Source organism: Pseudomonas sp. Leaf129 (genome assembly GCF_001423465.1).
Taxonomy (GTDB): domain Bacteria; phylum Pseudomonadota; class Gammaproteobacteria; order Pseudomonadales; family Pseudomonadaceae; genus Aquipseudomonas; species Aquipseudomonas coleopterorum.
Window position 1 is genome coordinate 304,189 of sequence record NZ_LMOC01000007.1, and the last position, 15,779, is coordinate 319,967.

A 15,779-nucleotide genomic window follows, 5' to 3' on the forward strand; every position below is an offset into this window, starting at 1 on the left:
GACTCAGACGTTGAAACGGAAGTGCATCACGTCACCGTCCTTGACGATGTACTCCTTGCCTTCCAAACGCCACTTGCCGGCTTCCTTGGTACCGGCTTCGCCGTTGTACTGGATGAAGTCGTTGTAGGCGATGACTTCGGCGCGGATGAAGCCTTTCTCGAAGTCGGTGTGGATCACGCCGGCGGCTTGGGGTGCGGTAGCGCCGATCTTCACGGTCCAGGCGCGGACTTCCTCGACGCCTGCGGTGAAGTAGGTCTGCAGGTTGAGCAGGTCGTAGCCGGCACGGATGACGCGGTTCAGGCCAGGCTCTTCCAGGCCCAGGGCCTCGAGGAACATGTCCTTCTCTTCGCCATCGTCGAGCTCGGCGATTTCGGCTTCGATCTTGTTGCACACCGGCACCACGATGGCGCCTTCTTCTTCGGCAATGGCGCGTACCACGTCCAGCAACGGGTTGTCTTCAAAGCCGTCTTCGGCGACGTTGGCGATGTACATCACCGGCTTGGTCGTCAGCAGGTGGAAGCCACGGATCACGGCCTTCTCGTCGGCGCCCATGTTCTTCATCAGGCTGCGGGCCGGCTTGCCCAGGGTGAAGTGGGCAATCAGCTGCTCCAGCAGGCCCTTTTGCACCACGGCATCCTTGTCACCGCCCTTGGCGTTGCGCGCGACCTTCTGCAGTTGCTTCTCGCAGCTGTCGAGGTCGGCGAAGATCAGTTCCAGGTCGATGATCTCGATGTCGCGCTTGGGGTCGACGCTGTTGGAAACGTGGATCACGTTTTCATCTTCGAAGCAGCGCACCACGTGGGCGATGGCGTCGGTCTCACGGATGTTGGCGAGGAACTTGTTGCCCAGGCCTTCACCTTTCGAGGCGCCGGCCACGAGGCCTGCGATGTCGACGAACTCCATGGTGGTCGGCAGTACGCGCTTGGGATTGACGATGGCAGCCAGGGCTTCCAGGCGCGCATCGGGCATCGGCACGATGCCGCTGTTGGGCTCGATGGTGCAGAACGGGAAGTTCTCGGCCGCAATCCCGGATTTGGTCAAGGCGTTGAACAGAGTGGACTTGCCGACGTTGGGCAGGCCGACGATGCCGCAGTTGAATCCCATGGTGAATCCCTCTTCGAAGAGTCAGGCCTTTTGGCTGTGCAGGTTTTTCATCGCGCGATTCCACTCGCCGGCGAAGATATCCGGCAGCACACCGAGGGCGAAATCGATACTGGCGTCCAGCTTTTCCTGTTCGGCGCGCGGGGCGCGGCCAAGAACGAAATTGGACACCAACTTGCTGTCACCCGGGTGGCCGATGCCAAGCCGCAGACGGTGAAAGCCATTGTCATTGCCGAGCTGCGCGATGATGTCGCGCAGGCCGTTGTGCCCACCGTGCCCGCCGCCCAGTTTGAGCTTGGCGACGCCGGGGGGCAGGTCGAGTTCGTCGTGGGCCACCAGGATCGCTTGCGGCGGTATGCGAAAGAAATTCGCCATCGCCGCGACGGATTGACCGCTGCGGTTCATGTAGGTGGTGGGGATCAACAGACGAACGTCATGGCCCTGATGGCTGAAACGCGCCGTCAGGCCGAAATACTTGCGATCGGCTACCAGGTTCACACGGTGGGCCTGGGCGATGCGCTCAACGAAAAGAGCCCCTGCGTTATGCCGGGTCTGTTCGTATTCGGGGCCGGGGTTACCCAGGCCAACGATCAGTTGTATGGCGGTCACGTCAGGGGCTCTTCCTTTTCGAGTCGTGGACGACACCCGAAGGTGTCATCCAGAGCTCGGCGTGCGAGTGAAATTACTCGGCAGCGCCTTCTTCGGTTTCTTCGTCGGCAACGATACGCGGAGCGTGGACGTTGGCGATTGCCAGGTCGGTACCATGAGCCAGTGCCACGAACTCGACGCCTTGCGGAGCCTTCAAGTCGGACAGGTGGATGATGGTGCCGATTTCAGCGTCAGCCATGTCGACTTCGATGAACTCAGGCAGGTCTTTCGGCAGGCAGGTCACTTCCAGCTCGGTCTCGGTGTGCGAGATCTCGCCGCCTTTCTTGACAGCCGGTTCCTGGTTCATGAAGTGCAGAGGCACGATGGCGGTCAGTTTCTGGCCGGCGATCACGCGTACGAAGTCAGCGTGCAGGACGTGACCCTTGGCTGGGTGACGCTGCAGTGCCTTGATCAGGACGTTCTGCTTGGTGCCACCGATGTTCAGTTCGATCACGTGGCTGAAGGCAGCCTCGTTTTCGAGCAGCTTGGTGACTTCCTTGGCCAGCATGCTGATGGACTCAGGGGCTTTGTCGCCACCGTAGACAACAGCTGGAACCAGGCTGGCGAGACGACGCAGGCGGCGGCTCGCACCTTTCCCCAGGTCGGAACGCGCTTCGGCATTCAAAGTAAAATCGTTCATGTGTTTCTCCAAAATAACCACGTTCGCCCAGCGTTTGCGACCAGCGCCAAGGCGATACGGGCAAAAAAGCCCCGGCCCGACAAGAGTGTCGGGCCGGGGCGCTTTTCGTCAGAGCGGTGCTTGCAAAGGGCAGGGCCCTCAGCGGAACATCGCGCTGATCGATTCTTCGTTGCTGATGCGACGCATCGCCTCGGCAACAACCGGAGCGATATCCAGTTGACGGATACGCCCACAGGCTTGTGCGGCTGCGGACAGCGGGATGGTGTTGGTCACCACCAGTTCGTCCAGCACGGATTTCTCGATGTTCTCGATCGCACGGCCCGACAGAACCGGGTGGGTGCAATAGGCGAACACCTTGGCCGCGCCATGTTCTTTCAGGGCCTTGGCCGCATGGCACAGGGTGCCGGCGGTATCGACCATGTCGTCGACCAGGATACAGGTGCGACCTTCGACATCACCGATGATGTGCATCACTTCGGAGTGATTGGCCTTTTCGCGGCGCTTGTCGATGATGCCCAGATCGACGCCCAGGGACTTGGCCACGGCGCGTGCACGCACGACGCCACCAATGTCGGGGGAAACGATCATGAGATTCTCGAAGCGCTGGTCTTCGATATCGTCCACCAGAACCGGGGAGCCGTAGATGTTATCTACCGGGATATCGAAGAAGCCCTGAATCTGGTCCGCGTGAAGGTCGACGGTGAGTACACGGTCGATGCCCACGACGGTCAGCATGTCGGCGACGACCTTGGCGCTGATTGCCACACGGGCAGAGCGCGGACGGCGGTCTTGCCGAGCGTAACCGAAGTAGGGGATCACAGCGGTGATTCGCGAAGCCGAGGAGCGGCGGAAGGCATCAGCCATCAGCACCAGTTCCATCAGGTTATCGTTGGTCGGCGCACATGTAGGCTGGATAATGAAGACGTCTTTACCGCGAACGTTTTCATTGATCTCGGTGCTGATTTCACCATCGGAAAACTTGCTGACGGAGACATCACCGAGAGGGATATGCAGCTGACGCACAACGCGTCGAGCCAGATCGGGGTTTGAATTCCCCGCAAAGACCATCATCTTGGACACGCGCAGTACCTGCCGGCTGAGGGTATACCTGGATGAGTATAGGAAAATGGCAGGGGCGGCTGGATTCGAACCAACGCATGGCAGGATCAAAACCTGCTGCCTTACCGCTTGGCGACGCCCCTGTAGCTTGAAACCTCCGAGTGCCCAGCACTCGTTTCCTGTTACAGACTTTGCAGCTTGCGATGCAACATCGAAACGTTGCTTCCCTTGGCTACGAACCCTGAAAGGGTGTCTGCAAGAAGGTGCGAAACTCTATCAGCTTCCGCTTTGCTTGGGAAGGCCCCAAACACACAACTTCCAGTGCCTGTTAGCCGAGCTTCAGTGAATTTGTTGAGCAAATTCAGTGCGTTACGTACATCTGGGTAACGGCGCTCTACTACTGGCTGGCAGTCATTACGACTGTTTCCCTCAAGAACGGGGCGCACTTTAATGGGCGCCGAGTCACGTGTCAACAACGGATCGGAAAAAATTTCCGCTGTACTAACAGAGACTTGCGGCACCAGCACGAGAAACCAGGGTTCGGGCAGCTCTACCGGAGTGAGTTTCTCGCCCACGCCCTCGGCGAAGGCTGCGCGGCCACGGACGAATACCGGCACATCGGCGCCCAAGGCGAGACCCAGCTGGGCAAGCTGATCTTCGCTGCAGCCGGTCTGCCACAGGTGGTTCAGGGCCAGAAGCGTAGTGGCGGCATCCGAGCTGCCGCCACCAATGCCACCGCCCATGGGCAACACCTTACGCAGCCAGATGTCCGCGCCCAGGGTTGTGCCGGTCAGCGCCTGCAACTGGCGCGCAGCCTTGACGATGAGGTTGCCGTCGTGGGGCACGTCGGCTATTTCGGTATGCAGATGCACGACGCCGTCGCTGCGCAGGGAGAAGTCCAGTTCGTCGCCGTGGTCCAGAAATTGGAACAGGGTCTGCAACTCGTGATAGCCGTCCGGGCGACGGCCCAGAATGTGCAGCATCAGGTTGAGCTTGGCAGGAGCGGGCAGGGTCAGCACGGGATTCATGGAAAGACCTTCGCTCACGTCACTGTCCCAACCGGCGCGGCTGCCAATCCTTGACCACCAGGGTCACGTCCAGATCCTGGCCATGCAGCTTGATGCGCTCGGGCAGCCAATAGCCGTTCTGTTCGGCGTAGCTCAGGTACTCGACCGTCCAGCCGTCCTGCGCCAGGCCCGCCAGGCGGCTGTTGCCGTCCAGGGTCAGTTGGCTCTTGCTGTCAGGAGCCGGCAGGCCGCGAACCCACCAGGACAGGTGCGATACCGGCAGCTTCCAGCCCAGTTGCTGTTCCAGCAATTCTTCGGGAGTGGTCGCCTGATAGCGGCCCTGATTGGCCACTTCCAGGCTGACATCGCCCGGACGTCCGGTCAGACGCGCTGCCCCGCGGCCCAATGGGCCAGACAGGCGGATGTCGTAATAGTCCTGGCGCTGCAGCCAGTACAGCGTGCCGGAACCGGAGTCCTTGGGCGCGCGGATGCCGATCTTGCCGTTGATTTCCCAGCCGTCGAGCTGGGTCAGCTGTTGCTTGTGCGCCTGCCACTGCTGGGGGTTGCCCTGGCCTTGCAACGCTTCGTGGGAGCCCATGCCGGCGCAGCCGGTGAGTACGGCGATGAACGTGGCAACCAGCAGGTGACGCATGTAGGAGGTAGGACGAACAGACATGGATTAAAGATTCTCTGAACCGGTCAGGCGCAGGATGGTGCTGCGCAGGATAGGACTGTCGGGTTGTTCTTGCAGGGCTTTGCCCCATATGCGGCGGGCCTCGCGCTGTTTGCCGTTGGCCCACAGCACTTCGCCCAGGTGGGCTGCCACCTCATGATCGGGAAAGCGTTCGAGCGCGCTGCGCAGATAGCCTTCGGCAGCGTCGAGGTTGCCCAGCCGATAGTTGACCCAGCCCAGGCTGTCGAGCACGGCCGGATCTTCCGGGTTGATCTGGTGCGCCCGCTCGATCAGCGCGCGGGCTTCTTCGAAGCGGGTGGTGCGATCCGACAGCGTGTAGCCCAGGGCGTTGAGCGCCATGGCGTTGTCCGGCTCGCGTGCCAGAATGGCCCGCAGGTCCTTCTCCATCTGCACCAGGTCGTTGCGCTTCTCGGCCAGCATCGAGCGGGTGTACAGCAGATTCGGATCGTCGGGGTTCTTCTTGAGAGCGTTCTGCAGCACCAGCCAGGCGGACTGATCCTTGTCGTTGTTCGACAGGGTTTCGGCTTCGATCAGGTACAGCTGGATGGCGTAGTCGGGCTGGGCATCACGCGCTGCGGCCAGGCGCCGTGAAGCTTCGTCGGCGCGGCCGTTGGCAATGAGGATGTCGGCCTGGCGCAGCTGCGCGGGCAGGTAGTCGGTGCCCACGCCGACCTGTGCATACTCCTCGAGCGCGGCCTGCGGATCACTGCGCTCTTCGGCGATGCGGCCCAGGTTCAGGTGCGCGGAATCGACGTGACTGCCACGTTCCAACAGCTGTTGCAGGTAGTTGTAGGCTTCGTCCCACGCCTTGCCTTCCAGACAGACCAGCGCCAGCGAGTAACGCAGTTCGTCATCGTCAGGGTATTGCTGGACGAGTATGGCGAACTGCACCTTGGCATCGTCCATGCGGTTCTGCTCGACCAGCATGCGGGCATAGGTGAGGCGCAGGCGCTTGTCGTCGGGGATCTTCTTGAGGTTCTTTTCCAGCAGCGGCATCGCTTCGCTGCCACGATCGAGCGCGGCCAGCAGGCGGGCGCGGAGCAGGATCGGGGCGATTTCGCCTTCCTGCGGCGGGTTGTCTTCCAGCAGGGTCAGGGCGCCCTCGGTGTTGCCGTCCTGTTGCATCAACAAGGCCTTGCCGAAGATCAGCTGGCCGTTGCCAGGATATTTGCCCAGCAGGCGCTCGAAGCTCTGAAGCAGGCCACGCCGGGTGCTCTCGTCGGTGTCGGCGGCCGACAGCGCGAGAAAGTCGAAATGGGTATCGCCCTGGCCCTGCAGGACTTTTTCCATGTACACCAGCGACTCGTCGTACTTGCCATTGCGTGCCAGTTGAATCGCGGCAGCGCGCTGGGCGTCCAGGTCGGTGGGCGCATTCTTGGCCCACAGCAAGGCGGTTTCCAGCGCCGGTTGATCGGCGCCCAGGTACTCGGCGATGCGGAAGGCGCGCTCGGAAATGCCCGGGTCCTGGGTCTTGCGGGCCTGGGTGACGTAGTTGCCCAAGGCAAGATCGAAACGGTCGCGCTGGCCGGCCAGTTCCGCGCTGAGCAGGCTGAACACGGTTTCCTCGCTGAACGAGCCGTAGACCTTGGGCGTCTCGTCCGGCGTGGGCGCCGGCTGCGCCACGGGGACCGGAGTCGCTTGCTCTCTGGCTGGCCAGGACTGGCAGCCCTGCAGCAAGGCGAAGGCGAGGAGCAACGTGGAGGTTCTATTCATAGAGGGGATTTTGGCGGCTTACCTGCGGTCGGATCATCATGACACAAGCCACAGGTCAAACCCATAACTCGAGGTTGCCTATTAGGACAATAGATAGCGGTGGTTGTTCTGGAACGGACGAAGTAGGACAATTACCGGCTCCTCGACATCATCAGCGACCTTGAATGGCCTTTCTCGCCCTCGGTATCAACCACAAGACTGCTTCGGTAGACGTGCGTGAGCGCGTGGCGTTTACCCCGGAGCAGCTGGTAGAGGCCCTGCAGCAGCTTTGCCGACTGACCGACAGCCGTGAGGCTGCGATCCTCTCGACCTGCAATCGCAGCGAACTGTACATCGAACAGGATCACCTGGCCGCCGATGCCGTGCTGCGCTGGCTGGCCGAATACCACCGTTTGAGCGTCGACGAGCTGCGCGCGAGCGCCTATGTGCATGAAGAGGATGCGGCTGTTCGTCACATGATGCGGGTGGCTTCCGGGCTCGATTCGCTGGTGCTGGGCGAACCGCAGATTCTGGGGCAGATGAAATCCGCCTACGCCGTGGCCCGCGAGGCCGGCACCATCGGGCCGCTGCTGGGGCGCCTGTTCCAGGCCACCTTCAGCGCTGCCAAGCAGGTGCGCACCGACACCGCCATCGGCGAAAACCCGGTGTCGGTGGCCTTCGCCGCCGTGAGCCTGGCCAAGCAGATCTTCAGCGACCTGGCGCGCAGCCAGGCGTTGCTGATCGGCGCGGGCGAAACCATTACTCTGGTCGCACGCCACCTGCACGAACAGGGGGTCAAGCGCATCGTGGTCGCCAACCGGACGTTGGAACGGGCGAGCACCCTGGCCGCGCAGTTCGGCGCCCATGCGGTGCTGCTGTCCGACATTCCGCAGGAGCTGGTCAACAGCGACATCGTCATCAGCTCCACGGCCAGCCAGCTGCCGATTCTGGGCAAGGGTGCGGTCGAAAGTGCGCTCAAGCTGCGCCGACACAAACCGATCTTCATGGTCGATATTGCCGTACCACGCGATATCGAGCCCGAGGTCGGCGAGTTGGATGACGTCTACCTTTATACGGTCGACGACCTGCACGAAGTGGTTGCCGAGAACCTGAAGACCCGCCAGGGTGCCGCTCAGGCGGCCGAAGAGCTGGTGAGCGTGGGCGCCGACGACTTCATGCTGCGCCTGCGCGAGCTGGCCGCCGTGGATGTGCTCAAGGCCTATCGCCAGCAAGGCGAACGCCTGCGCGACGAAGAATTGCAGAAAGCCATGCGCCTGCTGGCCAACGGCGGCAATGCCGAAGAGGTGCTCGCGCAACTGGCGCGGGGCCTGACCAACAAGTTGCTGCACGCCCCCAGCGTGCACATGAAAAAGCTCTCCGCCGAAGGCCGCGTCGATGCGCTGGCCATGGCCCAGGAACTCTTTGCCCTCAATGAGGGCTCAACGGATAAACCGCCGCAATGAAAGCGTCACTGCTCAACAAGCTGGACACGATCCAGGATCGATTCGAGGAACTGACCGCCTTGCTGGGCGACGCTGAAGTCATTTCCGAGCAAACCCGTTTCCGCGCCTATTCCAGAGAATATGCCGAACTTGAACCGGTGGTGCTGGGCTACCAGCAGTGGTCCAAGGTGATGGCGGACCTTGAAGGCGCGCAGGCGCTGCTCAAGGACAGCGACCCGGACATGCGCGAAATGGCCGCCGAGGAAGTGCGCGAGGCCCGCGAGCAGTTGGTGCAACTGGAAAGCGCCTTGCAACGCATGCTCCTGCCCAAGGACCCCAACGACGGGCGCAATGTCTTCCTCGAAATCCGCGCCGGCACCGGTGGCGATGAAGCGGCGATCTTTTCCGGCGATCTGTTCCGCATGTATTCGCGCTATGCGGAACGTCGCGGCTGGCGTCTGGAGATTCTTTCCGAAAACGAAGGCGAGCATGGCGGCTACAAGGAGGTCATTGCCCGGGTCGAAGGCGAGAGCGTCTATGGCAAGTTGAAGTTCGAGTCGGGGGCGCACCGCGTCCAGCGCGTGCCGGAAACCGAATCCCAGGGTCGCATTCATACCTCGGCCTGCACGGTCGCCGTGTTGCCCGAGCCGGATGAGCAGGTTGCCATCGAGATCAATCCGGCCGACCTGCGCGTGGACACCTACCGTTCCTCCGGCGCTGGTGGCCAGCACGTCAACAAGACCGACTCGGCCATCCGCATCACCCACTTGCCGACCGGCATCGTGGTGGAGTGCCAGGAAGAACGTTCGCAGCACAAGAACCGCGCCCGTGCCATGAGCTGGCTGTCGGCCAAGCTCAACGACATGCAGAGCAGTGCCGCGGCCAATGCCATCGCCAGCGAGCGCAAGCTGCTGGTGGGGTCGGGCGATCGTTCCGAGCGCATCCGCACCTACAATTTTCCGCAGGGCCGGGTGACCGACCATCGCGTCAACCTGACCCTGTACTGCCTGGATGAAGTTTTGGCCGGCGGAGTCGATGCAGTGATAGAGCCGCTTCTGGCTGAATACCAGGCCGATCAGTTGGCCGCGTTGGGTGAATAGAACATGACCATCATTGCCAGCCTGTTGCGCGCTGCCGAACTGCCGGAATCACCGACCGCGCGCCTGGATATCGAACTGTTGCTGGCCGCCGCGCTGGGCAAGTCGCGCAGCTACCTGCACACCTGGCCCGAGCGTATCGTGCCCAGCGAAGCCGCTCATGCGTTCGCTGAGTTCATGCGTCGTCGCCAGGCGGGCGAGCCAGTTGCCTACATCCTCGGCCAACAGGGTTTCTGGAAACTCGACCTGGAAGTGGCTGCGCACACGCTGATCCCGCGTCCCGAAACCGAGCTGTTGGTGGAAGCTGCGCTGCAGTTGCTGCCGCCTCGTTCGGCGCGGGTGCTCGACCTGGGCACCGGTACCGGGGCAATCGCCCTGGCCCTGGCGTCCGAATGCGGTGCCTGGCAGATCACTGCCGTCGACCGTGTCGCCGACGCGGTGGCGTTGGCCGAGCGCAACCGGGTGCGTCTGAACCTGGGCAATGCTCGGGTACTGGAGAGCCACTGGTTCAGCGCCCTGCAAGGCGAGCGTTTCGATCTGATCGTCAGCAACCCGCCGTACATCGCCAGCGCCGACCCGCATCTGAGTGCCGGTGACGTGCGCTTCGAGCCTGCCAGCGCGCTGGTGGCCGGAGAGGATGGCCTCGACGATCTGCGCCTGATCATCAGTCAGGCACCGGGACACCTGCAGCCGGGCGGCTGGCTGTTGCTGGAGCATGGCTACGACCAGGCGCCGGTGGTGCGTGAGCTGCTGGCGCAGCATGATTTCGAGCAGATCGAAAGCCGCGTCGATCTCGGCGGCCACGAGCGCATCACGCTCGGGCGGTTGCTGTGCTGACCGACCAGGAACTGCTGCGCTACAGCCGGCAGGTGCTGTTGGCGCAAGTCGATATCGAGGGTCAGTTGAGGCTCAAGAACAGTCGCGCGTTGATCGTCGGTCTGGGCGGGTTGGGTTCGCCGGTGGCGATGTACCTGGCCGCTGCAGGCGTCGGCGAGCTGCACCTGGCGGACTTCGATACGGTCGATGTGACCAACCTGCAACGTCAGGTCCTGCACGACAGCGCCTCGGTCGGCGTGAGCAAGGTCGATTCGGCCATCGCCCGGTTGAGTGCGATCAACCCGGAGATCGATCTGATCGCGCATCGCAACGCATTGGATGAAGATTCACTGAGTGCCGCCGTGGCCGCCGTCGACCTGGTGCTCGACTGCTCCGACAACTTTGCCACGCGTCAGGCGGTGAACGCGGCCTGCTTCGCGGCCGGCAAGCCGCTGGTCAGTGGCGCCGCGATCCGCCTGGAAGGGCAATTGTCGGTGTTCGATCCGCGGCGTCCGGAGAGCCCTTGCTACCACTGTCTGTACGGTGCAGGCAGCGATGCCGAGCTGACCTGCAGCGAAGCCGGCGTAGTTGGCCCATTGGTGGGCCTGGTCGGCAGCCTGCAGGCGTTGGAAGCCTTGAAGCTGCTGGCACAGTTCGGCGATGTGCTGGTCGGTCGGCTGCTGTTGATCGATGCCCTGGGCACGCATTTCCGCGAAATGCGGGTCAGGCGCGACCCCAAATGCCCGGTCTGCAGCGCACGGCATGTCTGAAGCACCGGTCGGTGTGTTCGATTCCGGTGTCGGCGGCTTGTCGGTGCTGGGTGAAATCGAGCGACTGTTGCCCGATGAGTCGTTGCTGTACGTCGCCGATACCGGCCACATGCCCTATGGCGAGAAATCTCCGGAATTCATTCGCGAGCGTTGTGTCCAGGTCGCGCAATTTTTTCGCGAACAAGACGCGAAGGCCTTGGTGCTGGCCTGCAACACGGCCACGGTCGCTGCCGTGGCCGATCTGCGCCAACGCTATCCCGACTGGCCGATCGTGGGCATGGAGCCGGCGGTCAAGCCTGCGGCTGCGGCCACTCGCAGCGGTATCGTCGGTGTGCTGGCGACCACCGGTACCCTGCGCAGCGCCAAATTCGTGGCACTGCTCGATCGCTTTGCCAACGAAGTTCAGGTCATCACCCAGCCTTGCCCTGGGTTGGTAGAGCTGATCGAAACCGGCGATCTGCACAGCCCGGAACTGCGCCTGCTGCTGCAAGGCTATGTGCAGCCGCTGCTCGCAGCGGGTTGCGATACGCTCATTCTGGGCTGCACCCATTACCCCTTCCTCAAGCCGTTGCTGGCCACCCTGGTCCCGGCCGACGTGGTGCTGGTCGATACCGGGGCCGCTGTGGCTCGCCAACTGCAACGGTTATTGAGCAGCGGGGCAGTTCTGGCCAAGGGCCCGGCACGACCTGCACAGTTCTGGACGAGCGGGTCCGTAGATATTTTCCGAAATGTCCTACCGAAGCTGTGGAATTTTTCTGACAATGTGCAAAGATTCACGTTGTAAAAAAAATGTGAAAAAATCGATGTGTAACGCTGAACTTACGTTCCAACTCCGGTTTCTATAGCTTGTCCATTTTTTCGACAAAAATTCTTACAACTGCATTCGGTAGGATGTTTCTCATGAAGAGACTGTTCAGTTTGGCTGCGCTTGCAGCCTTGATGTTGGGGCAATCGGTAACCGCGAACGCGGCTGACCTATCGTTTTCTGCAGGTGAGACGGGCGAATCGTCCCAGGTCTACCGCATTGGTCTGCAATCCAATTGGGACAAGAGCTGGTTCCAGACCGACGTCGGTCGCCTGACCGGCTACTGGGACGCTGGCTATACCTACTGGGATGGCAAGGACTTCAAGGATAACCACAGCCTGTCGTTCGCTCCGGTGTTCGTCTACGAGTTCGGCGGTGGTTCGATCAAGCCCTACATCGAGGCCGGCATCGGCGTCGCGGCTTTCGCTCACACTCAGATCGAAGGCAACAAGCTGGGCTCCTCGTTCAACTTCGAAGACCGTATCGGCTTCGGCGTGCGCTTCGGCGGCGGTCACGAGCTGGGCGTGAGAGCGATCCACTACTCCAACGCCGGCATCAAAGAGCCGAACGATGGTATCGAAGCCTACACCCTGAACTACCGCATGCCGCTGTAAGCTTTTTCTCGGCCAGCATTGGCCGTCGCGCGGGCAGGGTCCTCTGCCCGCGATCGTCTTCCAGTACCTTTTTCTATTTGGCTTTGCGTGGCAGATTCTTGAACGCCGCCAGGGCGCGTTCACGTCCTTGCTTCAGGTCCACGATCGGGTGGGGATAGCCGCTCTGCTTGAGTGCGTCGGCGGTCGGTGCATGGACCTGCTTGCGATCCAGTCCTTCCAGCTCGGGCAGCCACTGCTTGAGAAACACGCCTTGCTCATCGAACCGTTGCGACTGGCTCACCGGATTGAAGATCCGGAAATACGGCACCGAATCGGTTCCCGTGGACGCGCTCCATTGCCAGCCGCCGTTGTTGGAGCACAGGTCGCCATCGATCAGGTGCTGCATGAAGAAACGCTCGCCTTCACGCCAGTCGATCAGCAGGTTCTTGCTGAGGAACATCGCCGTGATCATGCGCAAGCGGTTATGCATCCAGCCGGTGGTCACCAGCTGGCGCATGGCCGCATCGACGATGGGAATGCCTGTGCGGCCTTCCTTCCACGCCTGCAACTCACTGGGCGCATTGCGCCAGGGCAGGGCGGCGTACTCTTCGCGGAACGGCCGGTGCATCGACACTCGCGGATAGCCGACCATGATGTGCCGGTAGAACTCGCGCCAGATCAGCTCGCCGATCCAGGTCACGGCGCCGACGTTGCCGCTCTCGAACTCGCCACGGTTGCTGTTGAGCGCCGCATGCAGACACTGGCGCGGGGAAACCACGCCTGAGGTCAGGTACGCCGAGATCTGGCTGGTCCCAGGGTGGGCCGGTAGATCACGCTCGACCTTGTAGTCTTCGATCGGTTGGTCGGTGAAGGTGTCCAGGCGCTTGTGCGCTTCCTTTTCACCGGCAGGCCACCGCTTGCGCAGTGCTTCGTCGGGCGTGGCGAACCCTTTGACCTGGTCGGGAACCTTGTCTGCGGCGATGTGCACCGGCTTCTGCGCGCGAGGCTTTTTTGCCAGCGCCGGGACGGACTGATGCAGGCGTTCGTAGCAGACCTTGCGGAACTGGCTGAAGACCTGGAAGTAGGTGCCGCCTTTGGTCAGCACGCTGCCCGGTGTAAACAATGCTTGATCGAGGTAGCGGTGCAGGGGGATGTCTGCCTTGGCCAAGGCGGCTTCCACTGCTTCGTCGCGGCGGTTTTCATTAACGCCGAATTCGTCGTTGCAGTGCACGGCTTCGATCTTGTGCTCGGCGCACAGCGCGGCAATCACCTTGGGCGCCTTGTCCCAGGTATCTGCCTCACGCAGCAGCAGTGGAATGTGCAAGGCCTTGAGGCTGGCACTCAGTTCCTTGAGATTGCGCAGCCAGAAATCGACCTTGTTCGGCGAGTCATCGTGTTCCAGCCATTGCTTGGGGCTCAACAGGAACACGGCCACGGTTGGGCCCTGCTCGCAGGCGGCCGCCAGGGCGGGGTTGTCGTGCACTCGCAGGTCGCTGCGCAGCCAGATCAGTTGCATGGGGGCCTCATCGTTCGAATTCAGGGTTGCCGGTCGGCCAATACGCCGGACGCCTGCAGCGATTGCTGGGCGTGCAGCGGATCGGTCGCCAGGTTCAGGTCGGCCATCGGGGGAGGGCTGTCTCCGGTAGCGGCGCGATGGATGAGCACGGCCGAGCCCACCAGCCATTTGGGGCAGGCACAGCCGACCAGCAGCCGACCCAATGTGGCCAGGTTGAGCGCCTTGTCGGCATAGACCATCAGGGCGCGGGCTTGGAGTTTGTCGCACGCCAAGGCCAGTTCACCTGCCGGCAGCGGCGCGTCGAACACCTGCACCGGGCAATCGCTGCTGCTGACGAGCCAGGCGCCCAGCCACAGGTACGGGTCCGGCGTGACGTCGGCCTGATTGACCAGCACCACGGGCGCACCGCCGAGTTGGCGGTTGTTGTGATAGATCCGCGTGCCCAACTTGCTGCGCAGCCAGCCGTGGAAAAACACCCTCTCCATCTGCCCACCGAACTGGCCGGCCCAGCGTTGCTCGAGATCGTTCAGCAACGGCAGCAACAGCTGCTCGCACAGGGTTGCCGGTGGATACAGCGCCATGGCCTGGTTGAACAGATCATCCAGCGGCCGCTCGGCCATGTCGCTGATGGCCTGGGCCAGTGTCTGGCGCAGTTGCTGCCAGTCGTTCTGCACCTGGGGCCTTGCATCGCGCGGCGCGTCGAGCAACTGTTTGACCTGGCTGACGGCAACGCCCCGGTTGAGCCAGGTCAACACATGGTGGATACGTGCGATCTGCGCTGAGTCGTACAGACGATGGCCCTTCGCCGTGCGGTGCGGCACGATCAGGCCGTAGCGCCGTTCCCAGGCGCGCAGGGTGACCGGGTGCACGCCGGTCTGCCGGGTGACCTCGCGGATCGGCAGCCAGTCGGTGCCGTTGGCGTCAGATGGCATTGCGCAAGCTCAGGTTTTCAGGGTGCGGTTGCAGGTAGGTCTGCTGGGCAATGTAAGGGTCCGGATGAATACGGAACAGGTGCTTGAGCAAGGTCATCGGCACCACCAGCGGAACGATGCCCTCGCGGTACTGATTGATCAGCTGTTGCAGTTCCTGCTTGTCCTGCGCATCGATATCGCGCTTGAGGTAGCCACTGATGTGCTGCAAAGCGTTGCTATGGGTGCCACGCGTGGCACAGCGTTTGAGCGCCTGCATCAGCTCGCTGAAATAGCGCGGGCCGATCTGCTCGGCATCACCGCGGCCCATGCTGCCCAACAGTTTGCCCAGCACCTTGTATTGCAGCGGGTTGTTGGCCATCAGCTGGTATTTGAAGCGCGAGTGGAATTCCGTCAAGCCACGGCGCGTCAAGCCTTCAGTCAGCAGCGCTTGCCATTGGGCATAGGCGCCTACACGCACCAGGAAATTTTCCCGCAGCACCGGGTCGCACAGGCGACCTTCTTCTTCCACCGGCAGGTCCGGATGGCGTGAGCAGAAGGCCTGGGCATAGATGCCTCGGCCGCCTTCGCGCTGGGGGGCGCCGTTGTCGCGGTAGATCTTCACCCGTTCGAGGCCGCAGGAGGGTGACTTCTGCATGAAGATGTAGCCGCACAGATCGGTCAGCTCACCGGCCATCTGTTCGCCGTAGGCAGCCAATGGGGCGGTGACATTGATGTCGCGGTGCACGGTACCGACCGCCTGGGTGTGATCCTTGTCACCGACCAGGCGAATCGGCTCGCGGGGCGTCCCCAGACCGATGGCAACCTCGGGGCAGACCGGAACGAACTCGAAGTGCTCGACCAGAATCCGGCTGCACCAGCGCGATTCCTTGTGCCCGGCGTTATAGCGCACAGGCGCACCGAGCAGGCAGGCACTGATACCGATCTTGGGTTTGCTGACGCTGGGCTCTTGCATGACGGACCTCTTCTG

At 62.2% G+C, this 15,779-nt stretch carries 16 protein-coding genes and 1 tRNA gene; 6 read left to right on the forward strand and 11 right to left on the reverse strand.

The features are described from left to right. Window positions 1–3: 3 nt before the first annotated feature. From ychF to ASF66_RS12980, 8 genes are all read right to left on the reverse strand, one after another. Window positions 4–1,104, reverse strand: a complete 1,101-nt coding sequence (ychF, locus tag ASF66_RS12945) for a redox-regulated ATPase YchF (protein ID WP_049861182.1) — start codon at window positions 1,102–1,104, stop codon at window positions 4–6. Window positions 1,105–1,125: 21 nt separating this feature from the next. Beyond that, complete coding sequence (pth, locus tag ASF66_RS12950) at window positions 1,126–1,710, reverse strand: aminoacyl-tRNA hydrolase (RefSeq protein ID WP_043192904.1); 585 nt, start codon at window positions 1,708–1,710, stop codon at window positions 1,126–1,128. Window positions 1,711–1,783: 73 nt separating this feature from the next. Continuing rightward, window positions 1,784–2,389 carry a 50S ribosomal protein L25/general stress protein Ctc gene (locus tag ASF66_RS12955; RefSeq protein ID WP_049861183.1) on the reverse strand — a complete coding sequence of 202 codons (606 nt, stop codon included), beginning with the start codon at window positions 2,387–2,389 and terminating at the stop codon, window positions 1,784–1,786. Window positions 2,390–2,527: 138 nt separating this feature from the next. Continuing rightward, window positions 2,528–3,469 carry a ribose-phosphate pyrophosphokinase gene (locus tag ASF66_RS12960; RefSeq protein WP_043192909.1) on the reverse strand — a complete coding sequence of 314 codons (942 nt, stop codon included), beginning with the start codon at window positions 3,467–3,469 and terminating at the stop codon, window positions 2,528–2,530. A gap of 47 nt (window positions 3,470–3,516) precedes the next feature. Continuing rightward, window positions 3,517–3,591: transfer RNA gene (locus tag ASF66_RS12965), tRNA-Gln, on the reverse strand. Between the two features lie 39 nt (window positions 3,592–3,630). Continuing rightward, a complete protein-coding gene (gene ispE, locus ASF66_RS12970; RefSeq protein WP_056844291.1) occupies window positions 3,631–4,476 on the reverse strand; it encodes a 4-(cytidine 5'-diphospho)-2-C-methyl-D-erythritol kinase in 846 nt (281 codons plus the stop codon). Between the two features lie 19 nt (window positions 4,477–4,495). After that, window positions 4,496–5,107: a lipoprotein insertase outer membrane protein LolB gene (gene lolB / locus ASF66_RS12975; RefSeq protein ID WP_414704845.1), complete on the reverse strand. Its 612-nt coding sequence runs from the start codon at window positions 5,105–5,107 to the stop codon at window positions 4,496–4,498. Between the two features lie 27 nt (window positions 5,108–5,134). Continuing rightward, window positions 5,135–6,862, reverse strand: coding sequence for a tetratricopeptide repeat protein (locus tag ASF66_RS12980; RefSeq protein ID WP_056844130.1), 1,728 nt, complete (start codon window positions 6,860–6,862; stop codon window positions 5,135–5,137). 164 nt (window positions 6,863–7,026) lie between these two features. On the opposite strand from ASF66_RS12980, the gene hemA reads away from it, so the two are divergent. From hemA to ASF66_RS13010, 6 genes are all read left to right on the forward strand, one after another. Further along, window positions 7,027–8,304 carry a glutamyl-tRNA reductase gene (gene hemA / locus ASF66_RS12985; protein ID WP_049861186.1) on the forward strand — a complete coding sequence of 426 codons (1,278 nt, stop codon included), beginning with the start codon at window positions 7,027–7,029 and terminating at the stop codon, window positions 8,302–8,304. Continuing rightward, the gene (gene prfA, locus ASF66_RS12990) at window positions 8,301–9,383 is read left to right on the forward strand and encodes a peptide chain release factor 1 (protein ID WP_049861187.1); all 1,083 of its coding nucleotides are present in this window, start codon (window positions 8,301–8,303) and stop codon (window positions 9,381–9,383) included. Before hemA ends, prfA begins: the two co-directional genes overlap by 4 nt. 3 nt (window positions 9,384–9,386) lie before the next feature. Then, the gene (gene prmC, locus ASF66_RS12995; protein WP_056844131.1) at window positions 9,387–10,217 is read left to right on the forward strand and encodes a peptide chain release factor N(5)-glutamine methyltransferase; all 831 of its coding nucleotides are present in this window, start codon (window positions 9,387–9,389) and stop codon (window positions 10,215–10,217) included. Continuing rightward, a complete protein-coding gene (locus tag ASF66_RS13000) occupies window positions 10,211–10,966 on the forward strand; it encodes a molybdopterin-synthase adenylyltransferase MoeB (protein ID WP_056844132.1) in 756 nt (251 codons plus the stop codon). Before prmC ends, ASF66_RS13000 begins: the two co-directional genes overlap by 7 nt. After that, the gene (gene murI / locus ASF66_RS13005) at window positions 10,959–11,750 is read left to right on the forward strand and encodes a glutamate racemase (protein ID WP_049861190.1); all 792 of its coding nucleotides are present in this window, start codon (window positions 10,959–10,961) and stop codon (window positions 11,748–11,750) included. Before ASF66_RS13000 ends, murI begins: the two co-directional genes overlap by 8 nt. A gap of 116 nt (window positions 11,751–11,866) precedes the next feature. Continuing rightward, window positions 11,867–12,385, forward strand: coding sequence for an acyloxyacyl hydrolase (locus ASF66_RS13010; protein ID WP_049861191.1), 519 nt, complete (start codon window positions 11,867–11,869; stop codon window positions 12,383–12,385). Between the two features lie 73 nt (window positions 12,386–12,458). Here the strand turns inward: ASF66_RS13010 and phrB are convergent, their stop codons facing one another. Genes phrB through ASF66_RS13025 form a run of 3 tightly spaced genes read right to left on the reverse strand, consistent with a single transcriptional unit; the run spans window position 12,459 to window position 15,764 of the window. Beyond that, a complete protein-coding gene (phrB, locus tag ASF66_RS13015) occupies window positions 12,459–13,880 on the reverse strand; it encodes a deoxyribodipyrimidine photo-lyase (RefSeq protein ID WP_056844133.1) in 1,422 nt (473 codons plus the stop codon). Between the two features lie 20 nt (window positions 13,881–13,900). Further along, window positions 13,901–14,812 (reverse strand): MerR family transcriptional regulator, encoded by a 912-nt coding sequence (locus ASF66_RS13020; protein WP_056844134.1) that lies wholly within the window; start codon window positions 14,810–14,812, stop codon window positions 13,901–13,903. After that, window positions 14,802–15,764, reverse strand: a complete 963-nt coding sequence (locus ASF66_RS13025) for a YbgA family protein (protein ID WP_056844135.1) — start codon at window positions 15,762–15,764, stop codon at window positions 14,802–14,804. The genes ASF66_RS13020 and ASF66_RS13025 overlap by 11 nt, the downstream gene beginning before the upstream one ends. Between the last annotated feature and the right edge of the window lie 15 nt (window positions 15,765–15,779).

Coding starts and splice junctions, on each gene's coding strand:
- ychF (WP_049861182.1), bottom strand. CDS start 1,104: ATGGGATTCAACTGCGGCATCGTCGGCCTGCCCAACGTCGGCAAGTCC.
- prfA (WP_049861187.1), top strand. CDS start 8,301: ATGAAAGCGTCACTGCTCAACAAGCTGGACACGATCCAGGATCGATTC.
- murI (WP_049861190.1), top strand. CDS start 10,959: ATGTCTGAAGCACCGGTCGGTGTGTTCGATTCCGGTGTCGGCGGCTTG.
- prmC (WP_056844131.1), top strand. CDS start 9,387: ATGACCATCATTGCCAGCCTGTTGCGCGCTGCCGAACTGCCGGAATCA.
- ASF66_RS12955 (WP_049861183.1), bottom strand. CDS start 2,389: ATGAACGATTTTACTTTGAATGCCGAAGCGCGTTCCGACCTGGGGAAA.
- ASF66_RS13020 (WP_056844134.1), bottom strand. CDS start 14,812: ATGCCATCTGACGCCAACGGCACCGACTGGCTGCCGATCCGCGAGGTC.
- ispE (WP_056844291.1), bottom strand. CDS start 4,476: ATGAATCCCGTGCTGACCCTGCCCGCTCCTGCCAAGCTCAACCTGATG.
- ASF66_RS13025 (WP_056844135.1), bottom strand. CDS start 15,764: ATGCAAGAGCCCAGCGTCAGCAAACCCAAGATCGGTATCAGTGCCTGC.
- ASF66_RS12980 (WP_056844130.1), bottom strand. CDS start 6,862: ATGAATAGAACCTCCACGTTGCTCCTCGCCTTCGCCTTGCTGCAGGGC.
- hemA (WP_049861186.1), top strand. CDS start 7,027: ATGGCCTTTCTCGCCCTCGGTATCAACCACAAGACTGCTTCGGTAGAC.
- ASF66_RS13010 (WP_049861191.1), top strand. CDS start 11,867: ATGAAGAGACTGTTCAGTTTGGCTGCGCTTGCAGCCTTGATGTTGGGG.
- lolB (WP_414704845.1), bottom strand. CDS start 5,107: ATGCGTCACCTGCTGGTTGCCACGTTCATCGCCGTACTCACCGGCTGC.
- phrB (WP_056844133.1), bottom strand. CDS start 13,880: ATGCAACTGATCTGGCTGCGCAGCGACCTGCGAGTGCACGACAACCCC.